This is a genomic window from Micromonospora sp. NPDC050187 (assembly GCF_044459745.1).
In the GTDB taxonomy this organism is placed as follows: Bacteria; Actinomycetota; Actinomycetes; order Mycobacteriales; family Micromonosporaceae; genus Micromonospora.
Genome location: NZ_JBITJH010000014.1, coordinates 147,697 through 164,990, shown reverse-complemented (window position 1 = coordinate 164,990; position 17,294 = coordinate 147,697). Strand labels below are relative to the sequence as shown.

Annotated in this window: 12 protein-coding genes, 1 tRNA gene and 2 pseudogenes; 6 read left to right on the top strand and 9 right to left on the bottom strand. The window is 71.9% G+C overall.

Annotated elements, in window-relative coordinates:
- Nucleotides 1–231 precede the first annotated feature (231 nt).
- From ACIBJE_RS21595 to ACIBJE_RS21575, 5 genes are all read right to left on the bottom strand, one after another.
- Entirely contained in the window at nucleotides 232–2,697 is a 2,466-nt protein-coding gene (locus ACIBJE_RS21595; RefSeq protein WP_396750974.1) for a transglutaminaseTgpA domain-containing protein, read from the bottom strand.
- Complete coding sequence (locus tag ACIBJE_RS21590; protein ID WP_396750972.1) at nucleotides 2,673–3,809, bottom strand: DUF58 domain-containing protein; 1,137 nt, start codon at nucleotides 3,807–3,809, stop codon at nucleotides 2,673–2,675. The genes ACIBJE_RS21595 and ACIBJE_RS21590 overlap by 25 nt, the downstream gene beginning before the upstream one ends.
- A gap of 12 nt (nucleotides 3,810–3,821) precedes the next feature.
- Entirely contained in the window at nucleotides 3,822–4,817 is a 996-nt protein-coding gene (locus tag ACIBJE_RS21585; protein ID WP_396750970.1) for an AAA family ATPase, read from the bottom strand.
- Nucleotides 4,818–4,848: 31 nt separating this feature from the next.
- Nucleotides 4,849–7,485, bottom strand: coding sequence for a fibronectin type III domain-containing protein (locus tag ACIBJE_RS21580; protein ID WP_396750968.1), 2,637 nt, complete (start codon nucleotides 7,483–7,485; stop codon nucleotides 4,849–4,851).
- 171 nt (nucleotides 7,486–7,656) lie between these two features.
- Nucleotides 7,657–10,044 carry a tetratricopeptide repeat protein gene (locus ACIBJE_RS21575; RefSeq protein ID WP_396750966.1) on the bottom strand — a complete coding sequence of 796 codons (2,388 nt, stop codon included), beginning with the start codon at nucleotides 10,042–10,044 and terminating at the stop codon, nucleotides 7,657–7,659.
- A gap of 264 nt (nucleotides 10,045–10,308) precedes the next feature.
- Between ACIBJE_RS21575 and ACIBJE_RS21570 the strand changes: the two genes are divergently transcribed.
- The 5 genes from ACIBJE_RS21570 to ACIBJE_RS21550 all read left to right on the top strand — a co-directional run bounded on the left by ACIBJE_RS21570 (nucleotide 10,309) and on the right by ACIBJE_RS21550 (nucleotide 14,111).
- Nucleotides 10,309–10,392: transfer RNA gene (locus ACIBJE_RS21570), tRNA-Leu, on the top strand.
- A 201-nt stretch (nucleotides 10,393–10,593) separates the two neighbouring features.
- Nucleotides 10,594–10,986 carry a hypothetical protein gene (locus tag ACIBJE_RS21565; RefSeq protein WP_396750964.1) on the top strand — a complete coding sequence of 131 codons (393 nt, stop codon included), beginning with the start codon at nucleotides 10,594–10,596 and terminating at the stop codon, nucleotides 10,984–10,986.
- Nucleotides 10,983–12,002: a tyrosine-type recombinase/integrase gene (locus tag ACIBJE_RS21560; protein ID WP_396750962.1), complete on the top strand. Its 1,020-nt coding sequence runs from the start codon at nucleotides 10,983–10,985 to the stop codon at nucleotides 12,000–12,002. Before ACIBJE_RS21565 ends, ACIBJE_RS21560 begins: the two co-directional genes overlap by 4 nt.
- A 659-nt stretch (nucleotides 12,003–12,661) precedes the next feature.
- Entirely contained in the window at nucleotides 12,662–12,847 is a 186-nt protein-coding gene (locus tag ACIBJE_RS21555; RefSeq protein WP_396750960.1) for a hypothetical protein, read from the top strand.
- Between the two features lie 382 nt (nucleotides 12,848–13,229).
- Entirely contained in the window at nucleotides 13,230–14,111 is an 882-nt protein-coding gene (locus tag ACIBJE_RS21550) for a hypothetical protein (RefSeq protein WP_396750958.1), read from the top strand.
- A 103-nt stretch (nucleotides 14,112–14,214) separates the two neighbouring features.
- On the opposite strand, the gene ACIBJE_RS21545 is transcribed toward ACIBJE_RS21550, so the two are convergent.
- From ACIBJE_RS21545 to ACIBJE_RS21535, 3 genes and pseudogenes are all read right to left on the bottom strand, one after another.
- Nucleotides 14,215–14,649 carry a hypothetical protein gene (locus ACIBJE_RS21545; protein ID WP_396750956.1) on the bottom strand — a complete coding sequence of 145 codons (435 nt, stop codon included), beginning with the start codon at nucleotides 14,647–14,649 and terminating at the stop codon, nucleotides 14,215–14,217.
- Nucleotides 14,646–15,083: pseudogene (locus ACIBJE_RS21540) on the bottom strand (transposase); the annotation flags it as partial. The gene ACIBJE_RS21545 and the pseudogene ACIBJE_RS21540, both read right to left, overlap by 4 nt.
- 314 nt (nucleotides 15,084–15,397) lie before the next feature.
- Complete coding sequence (locus ACIBJE_RS21535; RefSeq protein ID WP_396750954.1) at nucleotides 15,398–16,093, bottom strand: hypothetical protein; 696 nt, start codon at nucleotides 16,091–16,093, stop codon at nucleotides 15,398–15,400.
- A gap of 132 nt (nucleotides 16,094–16,225) precedes the next feature.
- Between ACIBJE_RS21535 and ACIBJE_RS21530 the strand changes: the two genes are divergently transcribed.
- The gene (locus ACIBJE_RS21530) at nucleotides 16,226–16,390 is read left to right on the top strand and encodes a hypothetical protein (RefSeq protein WP_396750952.1); all 165 of its coding nucleotides are present in this window, start codon (nucleotides 16,226–16,228) and stop codon (nucleotides 16,388–16,390) included.
- A gap of 35 nt (nucleotides 16,391–16,425) precedes the next feature.
- Here the strand turns inward: ACIBJE_RS21530 and ACIBJE_RS21525 are convergent.
- Nucleotides 16,426–17,204 (bottom strand): annotated as a pseudogene (locus ACIBJE_RS21525) (transposase family protein).
- Nucleotides 17,205–17,294: the final 90 nt, after the last annotated feature.

Here is a 17,294-nt window from a genome sequence, read left to right as displayed (position 1 = left end):
GTCCAGGTGTCAGTATCTTCTGACACCCCCATGTCAGAAGATACTGACACCTGGGGGAGTGGGGCGTCAAGCGAGGGGCGGGTGGTGACGGACACCTCCGCCCCCGCTCGGGTGGGTTCGGATCGGGGGGAACGATCAGGACCTGGGCCGGAGCGGGCGGGCCGGGCTGGACGAGCAGGTGTCCGAGCGCCGGGTGCGGCAGCTCCGGCCGGCAACGCCGGTGCAGTCGGGTCAGCGGCGCCAGCGCAGCGGGCCGGGGTGGACGGACCAGAGCACCCGCCGCCAGCGGGGCTGGGCCGCGCGCAGCTCGCGCACGTAGTCCGTGGCGATCCGTCCGGCGTGCGTGGCCTCGCCGTCGTCAGCCCCGTCCGGGGCGAACGTGACCCGGTTGACCAACGCCGCCAGCTCCTCCACCGGGGACGCGGCTGTCACGACCGTCGTCCCGCCTCCCGGGCCCGGATCCACGGCCCCCGCCGCCGGGGCGGAAACCGCCGCCCCGGTACGCGGCTCGAACGTCGCCGCCCCGGCTTCCGGCTCGTACGTCGCCGCGCCGGTTCCCGGACCCGAGGGCGTCGCCCCGTCCCAGCGGCCCACCAGCCGGTGGGCGTGCACGGCGACCTCGGTGGCAGAGAGGTCCCCACCGACCGGCTGCCCGGCGAGCCGCAGCGCGTCGGTCACCTCCCGCCAGGCGCCGGCGATCCGCTGCGCGGGGTCACCCCGGTCGAGCCGCCGCCGGGTCAACGTCCGGCGTGCCGCGGCCAGCGCCGCCAGCACCGCCGCGACGAGCAGCAGCAGCGCACCGGAGCCGCCGCCGACCAGCACCGCCACCGGTGTCCCCGTCGACTCCCGGCGGGGCGGCGCGGCCACCGCCGGGGGAGTAACGGACGGTTCGACGGTCGGCTCCGGCGCCTCCGACGGGGGCGGATCCTCCGGGGTCGGCCGGAAGTCCTCCTCCACCGGGCGCGGTTCGTCGTCCGGCCGGGGCAGCGGGTCGAATGCCACCCAGCCGAGTCCGTCGAAGAACACCTCCGGCCAGGCGAACGCGTCGGCGGCGCGTACCGGACCGCTGCCGGGGGTGCTGAACCCCACCACCACCCGGGTGGGCAGCCCGGTCAGTCGGCCGAGCACCGCGAACGCGGCGGCGAACTGCTCGGAGGTGCCCCGCTGCCCACCGGCGTTGCGGGGCCCGAACAGGAAGAAGTTCAGGTTCGGGTACGCGTGACCGCTCGGCGCGTCGGCCACCACCCGGTAGTGCTCGGCGAGGAACTGCTCGATCGCCGCCGCACGGGCGTACGGGGCGCCGTTCTCCTCGGCGAGCTGGGCGGCGAGGCGGCGCATCGGATCGGGCACCCCGTCGGCGACCCGCAGCACCCGGGCCACCTCCCCGCCGGCCGGTACGTCAGCGGTGGCGAGCAGGTTCAGGTCGGGGCGTTCCCGTACCGAGGTCACCGTGTACCGCAGTCCCGGCGTCAGCCCCTCCGGGCGGATCAGCGTCCCGGTCGTCGGGTCGTAGGCCACCCGTGCCCCGCCGACCTCGCGCGGGGTGGCGACGGCCGGCAGGAGCCGTCCACTGAGGTCGGCCACGGTGATCTCCTGCCGGACGGTGTCCAGCCGGCTGCCCGCCGCCGGCTCGACGGCCGGCAGCACCCGGCCGGCGTTGCGGTAGGTCGCGCCCACCCGCCAGGTCACCCCGTCGTAGTCGCTGAGCACCGCCAACCGCAGCCGCACCTCACCGCCCGAGCCGGAGTCCGGCCCCGACCCGGAGTCCGAGCCCGGCGGCCCGGCATCCGGAGCCGGACCGGCGGCGGTCGCCGACGCCGCCGGGGCCGCGCCGTCGACCGACACGTCCAGCAGCTTCCGCTCCGGGTGCAGCGCCCACCCGGAGATTCTGATCAGCGGGTTCTCGTCCAGGGTCTCCACCTGGGGCGGCTCCACGTACCGGCGGGGATCGACCGGCCGGTCGTCGACCTGCCCAGCCACCACGGGAGCCAGCAGGGCCACCAGCCCCACCACCACGGCCAGCCCGGCGGCCGTGGTGACCGTCCGGGTCGTCCGCAACGCCGCCCGCGTCCCGGCGGGCAGATCGTCGTCGGTCTGCGCCGGCGTGGTCCCGCCCGTGACGGCCAGCCCGAGCGCGGCCAGGGCGGCGAAGGCCAGCGTCGGCCAGAGCGCCGGTCCGGCGTTCGGGCCGACCACGTACACCGCGCCGACGAAGAGCAGCGTCGGCGGCAGGTAGCCCAGCAGCGCCCGCCCGGCGCGCAACGCCACCTCCGCCCCGGCCAGCCCGGCCAGCCAGGCGGCGACCAGCGGCACCAGCACGGTGTCCGGGGACGGCTCCACCGGGATCATCGCGGTCAGCAGCCGGGCGACGCCGTTGCCGGCCGCGTCCACCACGATCCGGCCCAGGCCGCCCGGCAGCTCGGCGCGTTGAGCCGCCACCCGCAGCGCCACCGCCGTGTAGCCGGCCAGGGCCAGCACCGACAGTGGCGCGACCAGCCAGGACCGCAGCCGACGGGCGGCGACACTCACCAGCACCGACCCGACCGCCGCGCCGACCACCAGCCGGATCAGAAGATCACCGGCGTACACCCGGCCCAGCACCACCCCGGCCAGACCGATCATGGCGACCAGGACCAGCGGCAGCGGCACCGCCCGCAGCACCCTCCGTACGGTCACCACCGGCGCACCCCGTCCCACTCGGCGGCGAACGCCGCGCCGTCGACCGCGTCGATCACCACCAGGCCCGCCCCGTCCCCCGGCGTCGCGTCCGCCGCGCCGAACACCGCGACCACCACCGACGGGTACGCCCCGCGTAGCGCGCCCACGTGCCCGAGGCCGGCCCGACCACCCGGCCCGGTCAGGAAGACCAGGGTGTCCCCGGCCCGTTGCCGGCGTAGCCGGGTGGTCGCGTCCGACAGCGAGCCGGTGGCGAGGCCGACGCTGGTGAGCCGGTCCAGGGGGTGCGCGTCCGGATCGTCGTCGGGCACCACGGTCAGCAGCGTCACCGGCAGGTCCTCGCGGATCGCGGCGGCCACCACGGACGCCGCCGCCTCGCACCCGGACTCGAAGCTCTCCGCCGTGCCGTCGGCCCGGTCCGGGTGCGCGTCGACCCGGTTGTCCAGCAGCACCACGAGCCGGGGCAGACTGGTGTCCACGTTCTCCCGGACCATCAGCTCACCGACCCGGGCGCTGGTGCGCCAGTGCACCCGCCGCAGCTCGTCGCCGACCACGTACTCCCGCAGCGAGTCGAAGGTGATCGACCCGTGCGGCACCCCGTCCACCCGGCCGTCGAGGCTGCGCCCAGCCCCGGTGGGGACCGCGGTCAGCGGGTGGATGCGCGGGTGCACCCACACCGGCACGGGGTCGCCGTACGAGCGGGAGAGCGCGACCAGGCCGAGCGGGTCCCGGCGGACCACCCGCAGCGGGCCGATCGGCACCACACCGCGCCGGGTGGTGGGCACGTCGTAGGTGACCGTGGTGTCGCGGCCGGGACGCAGCCGCAGCAGCGGCACCGGGACGGTCCGGCCGCCGCACCGGTCCTCGGCGACCAGGCTCGCCGCCCGCAGCCGCCCGGTGTTGCGGACGGTCACCGACATCCGGGCCGGCTCGCCGCGGGCCACCCGGTCCGGGTCGGCGTGCCGGGTCACCGTGAGCCTCGGCCGTCGGGCCGCGACGACCAGGGCGTAGCCGACGGCGGTGCCGGCCGCCGCGCCCAGCACGGTCAGCTCCGGGTACGCGAAGGCGAAACCGGCGGCCAGCAGGGCGACGGCGGCGACGAGCAGCCCGACTCCCCGGGCGGTGATCCCCATCCGCGCGACGGATCAGCCCTGCGCCGGGACGGTCTGCCCGGACGGCAGTGGCACCGGCACCGAGGCGATCGCCTGGCGGAGCACCTCGGCCGCGTTCACGCCCCGCACCTGCGCGTCGGAGGAGAGCAGCAACCGGTGGGCGAAGACCGGGCCGGCGAGGGCCTTCAGGTCCTCCGGCATGATCCAGCCCCGCCCGTCGATGAGCGCGTACGCGCAGGCCGCGCGGGTCAGCGCGATCACCCCGCGGGGGCTGACCCCGACCCGCACGTGCGGGTGGTTGCGGGTGGCCGCGGCGAGCCGCACCGCGTAGGCGTACAGCGGTTCGGCGATGTGCACCCGCTGCGCCATGCCGATCATCTCGGCGACCGCGGCGGTGTCGGTGACCGCGGCCAGCGCCTCCGGTGAGCGGACGGTCGCCCCGCGCAGCACCTCCACCTCCACCGCCTCGTCCGGGTAGCCCACCGACAGCTTCACCAGGAAGCGGTCCAGTTGCGCCTCGGGCAGCCGGTACGTGCCGTCCATCTCCACCGGGTTCTGCGTCGCCACGACCAGGAACGGTTGGGGCACCGGGTGGCGGACCCCGTCGACGGTGACGGTGCGTTCCTCCATCACCTCCAGCAGCGCCGACTGGGTCTTCGGTGACGCCCGGTTGATCTCGTCGGCGATGACGATGTTCGCGAACACCGGCCCCGGATGGAACTCGAAACCCCGGGTCGCCTGGTTGAAGATCGTCACCCCGGAGACGTCCGAGGGGAGCAGGTCCGGGGTGAACTGGATGCGCCGCCACTCGCCGGTGACGGTCGCGGCGATCGCCCGGGCGAGGGTGGTCTTGCCGACCCCGGGCACGTCCTCGAGCAGGACGTGCCCCTGGGCGAACAGGGCGGTCAACGCCAGCCGCACCACCTGCGGCTTACCCAGCACCACCGAGTTGACGTTCTCGGCGAGCCGGGCGGCCAGCGCGGCGAAGCGCTGCACCTCCTGCTGGGTGAGCGGCTGGTGGGTCTTCACGGTGCGTGGTGCTCCTTGCCGTTCGGCGCGGTCAACAGGTGGGCAGGACGTTGATGTTGTCGCCGCCCTCGAGGTTCAGCCAGGCCCAGGGGATGTAGTTCCTCCCCTCGTAGTTGATCCGCACCCACCAGGTGCTCGCCTTCTGGTCGTTGTAGACGTACGAGTCGACATGCTCGCCCTTGACCTTGCAGAAGGCCTGCCAGCGGGTGCCCGGCTTCGCCCAGCCGGCCTGCCGGTCGTTGTCCTGCCGGGCCACCTCGAACACCTCGTTGCCGTTGCGCTCGCCGGGCCGGTCCTTGTCGCAGTAGGTGCGCTGGTCGGGGGCGGAACCGTTGTTGCAGGTCGCGATCCCATACAGCGGGTCGGTCTTCTGGGTGCTGGTGACGGTGCCCTCCCCGGCGGCGTTGGTCGCGGTCACCGTCACCGGGTACGACGTGCCCGGCGCCAGCCCGCCCACGGTGAGCGTCCCGCACGCCCCCGCCGGGGAGGTCTTCCCGCCCGCGCTGGCGGTGCAGGTGGCCTTCCCGCCGCCCGCGTCCACGGTCACCTTCACCGTGACCGTGGTGGCCGTGGTCGACCCACCGGTGACGGTCACCCGGGGCGGCGCGACCGTCCGCGCGGTGGCGGTCGCCTCCGCGCCCGGTCCGGCCTCGTTGACCGCCCGCACCGTCACCGTGACGTTCTGCCCGTCGCCGAGGCCGTCCACGGTGACCCGGTTGTCGGTGACGTCGCGGCGCTTCCCGCCGACCTCGACCTGGTACGCCGTCACGGGGCGGCCGTTGGCCTCGGCCGGGTCCCACTCCGCCACGATCGTGCCCGGCTTGTCCGGCACGGTCGCCGCCCGCAGCTGCCCCGGACGCTCCGGCGCGGCGAACGGCACCACCGTGTTGCTCACCTCGGACGCCTTCGACCCGGCACCCCGGTCGTTGACCGCGACCACGGTGAACGCGTACTGCCGGCCGTACTCCAGTTCACCGGCCGGCACCACCAGCTCGGTGCCCTTCGACTCACCGGCGGGCGCGTTCGCCCCGGTCGACGCGGCGGTCACCACGTACCGGGTGATCTTCGCGCCCTGGCCGTTCGCGGCCGTCCACCGGACCTGCACCGTGCCGTCCGGTCGTTCCTTCGCGGTCACCCCGGTCGGGGCGTCCGGCACCTCCGCCGTGGGCACCACCGGGTTGCTCGTCCGCGCCGGGCCGGCGCCCTTGGCGTTGACCGCGTGCACCCGGAACCGGTACGTCTCCCCGTTGGTCAACCCGGTGATCTCCACCGCGCGCTGGTTGGCGCCGACCTCGACGCGCTGCCCGGCGCCCTCCACCACGTAGCGGGTGATCGCGGCGCCGTTGGCGGCGGCCGCCCGCCAGCTCACCCGGGCCGACGCGTCACCGGCGGCGGCGGTCACCCCGCGCGGCGCGCTCGGCTTGCCGATCTTCGGCTTCTTCGGCGGGGGAGGAGGTGGGGGAGCGGGCGGCGGGTCACCGCCGAGCACGTCGTTGGCGTACTTGTCGACCTCGCTGATCTGGTGCTTGTCATCCACCACCCGGGCAGTGGAGGAGTCCGGCGCGTTGATGAACAGGTGGTTCTCCCGGACCTCCAGCTCCAGCGGACCCCGGGTGCCCCGGCCGGAGATCGTGTCGACCAGCTTCCCGTCACCGTCGAAGGTGTAGATCACCCCGCCGGTGGAGTCGGGGCAGTAGAACCGGCCCGCCCACGCCACCGCCGGGCGCAGCCCGTCGCCGCTGCCCGGCACGGTGAACTCCCGGACCTGCCCGTCGTCGCCGACCACATGGACGGTCCGCGCGTCGGGGACGGTCACCGGCACCGTGGGGCCGCTGGTCCGCGCCGGAAGCGTGCCCGGCCCGGTCGCCGGCAGCGGAACCCGCCGCACCGTGTCGCCGCGTACCGTCACGAGCGCCCCGGCCGTGCGGTCGAGCACCGCCACCCCGTCGTCGAGGGTGGAGACCACCAGCTCGTGGCTGCCGTCGGCGACGGCGTGGGTGCTCACCTGCTTCGGGCTCAGCCCGCCCCCGGCGCTCGCCGCCGTGGCCGGTTTCTCCGGCAGCTCCGCCGGAGTGATCGCCGAGACGGTACCCTCGCTCGGCACCGCCACCCACAGGCGACCCTTGCCGTCGAACGACCCGCCGGTGATGCCCGGCGGATAGCGCACCGGCTCACCGACCGGCACCAGCGACCGTGGGTCGAGCTGCCGGACGATGCCCTGCACCGCGTCCACCACGAACGCCGCGTCCTCGTGCAGCGTCACGTTCACCCCGAGGCCGGGGGTGGTCCGGGTGGTCGCGGTGATCTGGAGGGTGGCCAGGTCCAGTGAGCTGACCTGACCGGTGTTCAGGTCCCGCAGGACGAGCAGCCGGTCGGTCTGGGCGACCTGCATCTGGTGCTGCTTCGCCTGCGGCACCTCCACCCGGGTGTCCACCTTGGCGGTGATCCCGTTGACCCGGGCCAGCTCACTGCGGGCGGTGCTCCAGAGCCACGAGGAGGCATCGTAGTTCGCCACCGCGTTGTCGGCGTAGCCGAGGTTGAGCACGGTCACGCCCATGGCGGCCAGCAGCGCGGCGACCGTGCCGACGGTGACCAGGCCGCCGCGCATGCGCGACCGGCGTTTCGTGGTGCCGGATCCGGTGCTGGCGTCGTCGTCGGTGGTGGCCACAGCTGGCTGTCTCCCCCAGGTGATCGGACTCGCCCGCGCATCGGGCCAGGCGGCGCGCCGTTCCCCGGCGGCCCGCCCGTGAGCCGGCTGCCATCATATGGCCCCGTCGATACCGGGGGAACCCGCACCGTCCGGTCTCGGACACCCTCCGTATGCAGGGAGGATGCCCGTTCAGCTGGGTGTCGGCCCCGGTTCGCGGGTGGTGCAGACCTGACCGGACGTGGCGTACGACTCGGTCGAGTAGACCGCCAGGACGGTGAAGCAGTAGTCCACCCGGGGGTTCAAGCCGTTGACCGTCCAGGTCGTCCGTCCCGGGTCGAGGGAGGCCATCGCGCCCAGCTGCTGACCGGTCCGGCCGCCCGCCACCACGAACGGCACCACCCCGCCGGACGGGTCGGTCCAGGTCAGCGTGACGCTGGTGGTGTCGTCGCGCAACCGCAGGTCACCCGGCGGATCGAAGGTCGGCGCCGGGGTCGGCGGGGCGGCTGCCGGCGGCGTCGGCGGGTTGGGCGCCGTCTGGTCCCGCACCACGTTGACCACCAGCAGCGCCGCGCCGGCCAACACCAGCAGAACCACCAGCACGGCGGCCAGCACCATCACCACCAGCAGCCGCCGGCCCCGGTGGCGGTCCGGCTCCTCCACCGGGTACACCGGGGGAACCTGGTCCGGTGCCGGCGGGGACGGCGGCGGGCCGAAGAACTCACCAACCGGCTCGCCCGACACCGGGCCGAGCCGGCCGGTCCCGTCGACCGGGCCGCGTCGGAGCGGGTGGAACGGGTACCCGCCCACCGGCGGTTCCGTGGTCGACGGCGGGGCGGGCGCGAACGGGGCGGTGGCGTCCGCCGGCAGGGGGCTGCTGACCGCCGGGTCGGGTGGCGCCGGGAGGGATGGTGCCGGGGCGAACGGCGCCGAGACCGGTGGTGCTGAGACCGGTGGTGTCGGGGCCGGTGGTGCCGGAACGGGTGGTGCCGGAACGGGTGGTGTCGGGGCCGGTCCGCCTGCCGGCGTGATGAGATCCCAGGCGGGGGTGCTCGCCTGCCCGGTGAAAGCGGCGGCCGACGGCTCGCCTGCTGGTGGCGGAACGTGGGGCACGCCGACCGGCGGTGGCCCGGCGTACAGCGTGCCCGTCGGGGCCGCGCTGTGCGGCGGCGCACCGGTGTGAGGTGCGGTCTGTGCCGGTGGCGCACCGGTGTGAGGTGCGGTCTGTGGTTGTGGGGCGACGGGTGGAAGGGTGTGCGTACCGGGTAGGGGAGTGGGGTGCGACGGTGCGGCGACCGGGAAGTCGGTGCCCGGAGGCTCGCCGGCCGGCGGCGCGCTGACCGGTGAGGACAGGTGCGGTGGACCGCTCGTCGGCAGCCCGCTCACCGGGCCCGGGTACGGCGGGCCACTGACCGGCGCGTACGGCGCACCGCTCACCGGCGACGCGTACGGGGCTCCACTGATCGGCGGCGCGTACGGCACACCGCTGACCGGAACGTTCGGAGGGCCGCTGACCGGCGGGACACCGGCAACGTGTGCCGGTGGCATGGGCACCTGCTGGTCGCCGGACGGCCCGCCTACCGGCCGTCGCCCCTCATCGGACGTACTGATCTGCCGGACCTGCACGGTCGGCTCGTCCCACTCCTGCGCCGGCACCGGCCGGGTCGCCTCATGTGCCGGCGCCGGTGGCGGTGGCGGTGGCGAGCTGCCGGGTGGGCCGGCAGGCGCGTGCGGCGACGCCGACGGGTGGCCGGATGCCGGTCTGGCGCCCCTCGCCGGGGGATGGGGCGGTGGTCGGAGCGGAGCGGGAGATGCCGACGGCGGTGCCACCGGTGGTTCGAGCGGAGCCGGCGGTGCGCTGCGGGGGCGGGGGACGGCCCGGCCGGTGGGCTCCCCGGCGGGCGGTACGGGCGGCGGGGCGGCCGGTCGCGCCGTGCGCTCAGGAAGCGTGCCGAGCGGCGGCTCCCCCTGCTTCCCGGCGGGAACCGGTGTCGCTGGTAGGTCTGGTGGCCCGGGAGCCGGGGAAGGCGGGGGCGGTGGCGACCATGCGACGCCGACCGGAGCCGGGACGGTGACGTCGGGCTGGCGGGGTGTGGGAACGGGGGGCATGGCAACCGTCGGCTGATCCCGGCCCGGCGACGCCGGGCCGGTGGAGGCCAGACCCAGGTAGGCGCGTGCCGCCCGGACCGCCGGGTGGTCGTCACCGAGTACGCCGGGACCGGACGTGGCCACCCGCTGGTAGTTGCGGCGAGCCTCGTGCCGGTTGCCGAGTTCCTCCGCGACAGAGGCCAGGTCGAACGCGATCGCCACCATCAGCGGGTCGGCGTGCCCCCACCGGCGCTCCCCGGCGGCGAACGCCTCCTCCAGGACCCGCCGCGCCCCGGTCGGGTCGTCGGCCTCCCGGTGTAGCCGGGCGAGAAGATGGGCGGTACCCAGCAGGTCCGGGTGGTCCTCGCCCAGGCGGGGACGGGCCGCCTCGACGGTGTCCGCGAGAAGTTGACGGGCGCCGGCGAGATCGCCTCCGGCGCGTAGGGCGAGGGCCCGGTTCCGGACGGCGGACAGTGGAGACGGCTGGGACACTCCGTCATGCTGCCGGTAGCTGCGGGTGGAACGCCACCCCGGGTGTGCGACGTCCGGTCCGGGACTCTCCGGCGATGTGGGATTCCCATGGGCGATCTTGAGTTGCAGGCTGTTGAGCTGGGGAAATGTCTGCCCAGAGGCTCGGGGGAAAGGCGATGTGCATGATCGAGTTCGGCGGTGTAAAGTAATGCCCCGTGCGGCCCGCCGGGCAGCCAGAGGGTGGCGAAAAACCACTCCGGCAGTCAGGGTAGGCTGGACGAGTAGGTCCGGGTGGCGGAATGGCAGACGCGCTAGCTTGAGGTGCTAGTGCCCGTATAGGGCGTGGGGGTTCAAGTCCCCCCTCGGACACTCCCGCGTAGCATTCGTGCGACGTTTTGCGGACCGGTGGTTGAGCGGCTTCAACCACCCTCCTTGACTCTCTGTAAGCCCTCAGCGGCCCCGCTCACGGGGCGGTGGGCATCATGAGTACCCGTGCTGTCTCCTCCGTGATCCCGGCTGTGGTTCTGCCGGCAGCCCAGCGCTGGTCGAGGGCAGTCCTCCGTAGGTGCGATGAAGCGACCGCCCTTGCCGCTGGCGAGGCTTGCCGCCCGTCGCGTTGCGAGCACGGTCTATGGCCTGACCACTCTCGATTCCCGTGGACGCGTTGCCGATCGGGCCGCGATGAGGGCGCTCGACTGGGTTCCCGGCCGTCGGCTCGACATTCGGGAACATGCCGGGCTGATCGTCGTGGCCGCCGATGAGCAGGGTGTGTTCGCCGTGACCAAGGAGGGGCACCTGAGGTTGCCGGCGGTGGTCCGGCAGTGGTGTGGGCTCGCCGCCGGTGATCGTGTGTTCCTGGCGGCCGAGCCGGATGCCTCCCGGCTCGTGGTGCACCCGCCGGCTGCGCTGGACGCGATGATCGCCCAGGCCCACGCGGCGGCCCTCGGCGGTGATGACGCATGAGCGGCACCCCGGCGGGCCGGGCGGAGTTGGATGCCGCGCGGTTGTTGCTGGCGCGGATGGGTATCTCGCCGGCTGACCTTGTCGAGGCGGCGTCGGAGCGTCCACCGGCGCCGACGTTCGCCGAGTACGTCCCGGTCGTGTCGGCGGCGGTGACTGCGGGTACAAGGCGGGCGTATGGCTCGTACTGGAATCGGGTCCTGGAGCACTGGGGACAGCGACGATTGGACGAGCCGACACCGTCGGAGATCGAGCGGTTGGCGGAGTACGTCAAGACGCATGTGGTGGCCCGGCGTAACGCCCGGGGTGGGCGTAGTGCGGCGGAGCATCTGATCGCGGCGTTGCGGTGCCTGTACAGGCGGGCGGTCGCCGACGGGTTCATTACGGCGGCGGACAATCCGGCGCTGAAGGTGGCCAAGCCGCGGCGGTTGCCGAGCACCCGGCGGGCGGTGGCGGACAGCCGGTTGGCGGAGATCAACGCGGTGGCGGCAAGCACCGGCGATGACCCGGCGTTGGACAGTCTGCTGCTGCGGCTGCATACCGAGACGGCGTGCCGCCGTGGCGGGGCGCTGGCGTTGCGCCCGGTCGACCTCGATCCGGACCAGTGCCTGATTCTGCTGCGGGAGAAGGGGGACGCGGTGCGGTGGCAGCCGGTGTCACCGACCCTGATGAGACACTTGCAACGACATGCCGAGGAGCGGTACGCCACGGGAACGGGGCAGTTGCTGCGGTACCGGAACGGGCAGCCGATCACGTACCGACGCTATGACCACCTGTGGGTTCGTATCGGTGAGCACCTGCCGTGGGTGTACGTGCAGCAGATCAGCACGCACTGGTTGCGGCACACGACGCTGACTTGGGTGGAGCGGAACTTCGGCTATGCGGTGGCCCGCGCCTACGCGGGCCACTCGGACAGTGGCGGCGACGTAGGCACGACCACGACCTACGTCCGGGCGAGCCTCCAGGAGGTCGCGGCGGCGCTCGCGGCCCTCACCAGCGAACCTCATCCCTTGGCGTAGCTACCGCAGAGCCAGGGTGGGCCCGGTGGACATGTCCAGGCCCACCCTGGCCGGTGGCGCGATTGTTTGGACGTCGCTGCCTCAGGGCCGAAGAAGGCGGCAGCATCGGAGGGCAGATACTCCTGGTCTGCGCGATCCTTGCCGCGTAGCTTATCAAACTTTTTCGATGTGCTGTCGCTGGTTCGTTACGAAGAGGATGATGCCTCGTCATCCATAGCCGCGACGGTCAACGTCCAGCCCCGCGGCCGTATCAGGAGACTTGCGATGCGGCTTGACCGACCCCCGTTCCGTCAGCTTGTTTCTCGTCGTGGCCGTGCCACCGCGACCGCGCTTGCCGCCTTGGCCGGCGTGTGTGGTGGGTGTAGGGGCCCAGGCGGCGTCGGCGACGCCGCCGGGTGTCCCGTCGAAGGCGACGGCCCAGTCACAGCTCAACGCGTTAACCGTGTCGACCGGGGGGGCCGCTGACGGGTTACTCGCGGGACCTGTTCCCGCACTGGATCACCATCAGCGGCACGTGTAACACGCGCGAGCAGGTTCTCAAGCGTGACGGCACCTCCGTGGTGACCGATAGTTCCTGCGCTGCCACGTCGGGCCGCTGGTGCAGCCCGTACGACGGCGCGACCTGGTATGCCGCCTCGGACCTCGACATCGATCACGTCGTGCCTCTGGCGGAGGCGTGGCGATCCGGGGCCAGCTCCTGGACGACCAGTCGGCGGCAGAGCTTCGCCAACGACCTCACTCGACGGCAGTTGATCGCGGTCACGGACAACGTCTACCAGGCCAAGGGCGACCAGGACCTGTTTGCCGCCAGCGGCGCAAGGGCCCAGCCCGGAGGACGTGGCTGAGGTGATAGCCGAACTCATGGTCGAACTCGCCTGCCACGCGCCGGTTCCCAACGATCACCGAACACGAGTTCGCAGCAGTTGACGTCGGCTCCGTCGGGCTGTCCTGGTGCGGGAAGGGCCCGCCATTCCCGCCTGTCCTTCCGCCACAGGAGAACTCGCAGCTGCGGCACCGATCCTAGCCTCTCCGCTCGACCAGGCTGCCCAACCAGTTGGCGAACGCCGGTATCAGCGGAGCCGTCATCCCTTGAGCCGCGGAGTGCGGGCGACTTCGTCGTGCGGTCGCGGCTTTCTGCTCGTGACGGACTCGCGAACCGATGACGCACCATGACACCGTCTGCGACGATGTTCCGGCGAGTGCGGCGTTCGCGGCGCAGGTGGATGGTTGGCTGAGACGGGGACGGCGATGCAGGAAAAACCGGCACTGCAAGGAAACGGTGGAACGCAGGGCGAGCCGGAGATGGTATCCGAAGTGATGCGGGTATGGCGGCCGGCTGGGCAGGGTTTCTCCCGCTCACAAAAGGTGCCGGGAAGGCTAAGCCCTTCGACCCGTGTCCCTGGTTCGAAGAAGCTCAGCGAGGCCACCCTCGAGCCACTCGCCGACAACGAGCAGGTGGTCTCCACTGATGCGTTGCGACCCGCCCGCCAGTACGAACCGAATCCCCGGTCGCGCAGGCGCGAGGAAGTCGAGAACATCGCCCTCGACGCAGCCGCGCACCTAACGCATCGCTTGATCGAGCGAGGCACTCCGATACTCATGAGCTTTGTCTTCGATCGGGTGATTCCGGCGGCGACGTCAAAGGCGAAGAGGGCAATCGCATCGAGGAAGGCGCGCCGACAGGCCACCGCTGCGACACAGAACGGTGCGGCGCAGGTGAACGTCACGAATCCGGATGACGCCGCGACGGTGCAGGTCTGCGTGCCGCCGCCATCAGTGGAAGCGGTGGACGAAGTCGGTGTCGACATCGAGGTGCAGAGGCCTGTCATTGGCAGGGAAGAGGCACGGCAGAGGCGGGAACTGCGCCGGGCCGCCCTACTGCTCGCCGCCAAGCAAGAACGAATCCTGCAGCAAGCGGTGGTCGTGGATGACGAAGACCTGTTGCAGTTGGACGATAACGCGGTGACACAGGAGAAGCTGGAAGCCGATCTCCCGCTAAAACTCGAGGCGGCGCCGTTGCCAGCCAGCGACGGCAGGGTGGCCTCGCTCCGCGATGTCCTCGGCGCTGAGGCCGACCTGCGGGAGCAGTCACGCGTCCGATCCGACTGACCGCGCCGCCCACCTGAACCGACCCGGTTTCCCCTCACTGCCAGGGCTTTTCCTGGGCCCACTTGGTGCGAGCAATTGGTCAAGAGTTGTGGATGCAGTGGTCCTATAAGCCGCTCCGGCCCGATAGCTCGGTGATCGCCTGGGCTGCGGCGAGTAGTACTGCCGGCTCGGGGTGTTTGAGGAACGCCTCGATGGTGGGGCGTGCGTTGGGGTCGTGGGTGGCAGCGAGGATGTCGAGGGCGTACTCGGCGAGCAGGGTCGGCGGCATCGCCGGCAGTTGCCGCTGCAGGGTGTGGAACAGCCGCAGTGGCAACTCGTAGTGAGCGAATGCCTCGGCTATGGCGTGTAACGCGGATTCCTGAACGACCACGTCCGGGTCGTTGGTAGCCGGGGTGACAAGCGCGGCCACCGTGGTTTCGGCGTCGGAGTGGTCGAGCGTGCCGGTGCGCAGCAGGTCGCCGAGGGTTTCGGCGGTGAGGTCGCGCTGCCGTGCGTCGTGGTGGGTGAGTCCGGCCAGCGCGGTCAGGAAGGGGCTCATGCCACTGCCTGGTCGTGTCGCTCGATGAGGCGGCCGTTGACGAAGATGGCGCTGGCGCGGACCAGGGCGACCAGGTGTGGGGCGTTGACGGCCCGCCATCGGTCCTGGGCGGACTCGGTGAGCTTGAACGCCATGGCCAGCCCGGCGGCGCGGCTTCCTGGCCCCTTGGTGACGCGGGTGCGGTGGCGCACGGTGGCGAACGTGGACTCGATCGGGTTGGAGGTGCGCAGGTGGATCCAGTGCTCGGCCGGGTAGTCATAGAAGGTCAGCAGCACGTCGAGATCGTCGGTGATCTTCGCGGTGGCCTCCGGGAACTTCGCCCCGTAGGCGGCGGCGAACCGCTTCGCGGCCACTGCGGCGTGCTGCTTGCTTTCGGCGTTGTAGATCTCGGCCAGAGCGGCCTTCGCGCCGGGGTGGGCGGACTTCGGGAGCGCGAGGCGGTCGTCGACGGCCCGACGGTGCCGTGGCTGCTGTACCTGGGCGCTGTACGGGGACCAGGGCGAGAGCGAGTTCCGAACCCGCCGGGGGAGCGCCATGGGGCCGGTCTGCATGTTCAGGCGGGCAAGCAAACGGCTCAGGAACGGTATAGCGCTTGCCGGGCAGATCCTCGTTCTACCAGGGGATACGCCCGACCGGTCACCATCGGCGGTTGATCATTCCGCGCATGTTCCGGATCTTGTTGCGCTGGCCGGCCCCTCGCGCACTTCGTGGTCTGCGACCGGTCGCGGCTGCTGCATCGGTCACTTGTTCAGGTTCGCAGGTCGGTGCCCCACCATGCTTGGACAACCACGTCGTGGCCGAGTTCGGCGTCAACGGTGTGGTGTAGGCCAAGGTCGACGATTCGGTCATCGTGTGGATGGAATGGCTGCAGCGGATGCTCGCCCAGGACCGGGCCGAAGGAGTCGAGCAACGGTTTCCAGAGGTTGGCCCAATTGCGGCTAGGGCCGGTCGTCACGGCGACCTGCATGCGGACCGGTCCTGCGTTGACCTGAGTGGCCTGGGCCGCCAGCAACCGCTCCCGCAGGGTCTGCTTCCAGAGCTTGCTCTCGTACGACCCGGCGATGCGGGTGGCAAATTGCGGCTCGGTGGCCACTGCCTGTGGCACGGCTGGCCCGACCGCCAGCGAGGAGGACTCTCCGCGAACCTTGCGGCCGAACGCGGCGTGGATCCGCTTTGCCCCGAGTCGTTGTGCCACCGGGTGGAGGTAGTTGTCCAGGTCTCGTCCGCCGGCCGTCAGCGGCAACGGGTCCGGCAAGCCTACGACCAGTTCGACGGCGACGGGCCCGTCCACTGCCGTCATTACCGGGTCAGCTATCGAGGCGATGTGGTCCAGGAACCGCGCCAGCCGCTGTTGGCTGGTATGGCCCGCAGCGTCCCAGCTTTCTAACTCAGGCCGGACCTCAAGCTGCATGGCCTTGTCTGGACGGGAGTACAACGTCGTCACGCACATGATTCTTAGATCCGTCGGCTTTCACCACAACAGTCGTCCGAGCCGGGTCTACATCGATTGCGGCGTCAGGGCCATGACCGAGGTTCCATCAGGGACCTTTGGAGATCCTCGGTCTACCCTGATCGAATGGGGTTTGAGACGCTGCGCCGAGACATCAAGACCGACCTGGCCGACCTGACCGAGCGCGGCCGGGTCCGCCGAGCCGATCAGCTTTCGGCAGCCACCGGGCAGCCGTTCCTCGCCACCGATGTGCCGCCGTACTTCACCGGCAACCTAAAGGATGTCTCGTAACTCGGTGATGGCGTTGCCTGGCAACGGTGCTGGTGTTACCCCGCGAGGATGATGTTGTGGAGGTAGGCGATGCCGGATGCGGTGTCGGTCAATGTGTGGGCGGCGCGGCGGTAGTCGCGCAGGATCTTGAAAGTCTTCATGCGGGCCAGGGCGTGTTCGATCTGGGCGCGGACGGTGCGGTGGTGCTTGTTCAGGTTCACCTTCCAGTCGGGTAGCTCGCTGCCGTTGGCGGGCTTGCGGTACGGGATGATCACCTCGGGGTTGCCGCGGTAGGCGCCGTCGGCCATGACCGGTCGTCCGGCCAGCTTCTGGTCGATGCCGCTGGTCCGGTAGACGATCGTGTCGTTGCGGTTGCCGGGTTGCGGATCACCGAGGGCGACGACCAGGCGGGTGTGGGCGTCGATGGCGACCTGCAGGTTGATGCTGTAGCGGTAGTTCTTGCTCGGGGCGGCCAGCCGGTGATCTCGGGTCGGGATGAGCGTGCCGTCGACGATGGTGATCTGCTCGACCCGCCGCTGTCGCCCCGGCGTCAGAGCGAGTAGGGGGCCGACGGTGTCGATGATCCGGTGCGCGGCGGAGTGCGACACCCCGAACAGCGGGCCGATCTGGCGCATGGTCAGGTTCGTGCGCCAGTACGCGGCTACCAGCATCACCCGGTCGGCGAGGTCGAGAGACCATTGCCGTCCCGGCCGACCGTCGGCGATCGCGTCACCGCCACGCTCTGCGACCAGCCTGACGAGGCGGCGGAACTGGGCGGGCTGCAGCCCAGTGAACGGGGAGATCCACTCCGGCGGACTGCCGTGATCACCTGCACCCCACCATGATCCACCATGGACCGGCCACCGAGTTACGAGACGTCCCTTAGTACTGCAACGGCAGTAGGCGAATCGAGTTCGCCTCGTGT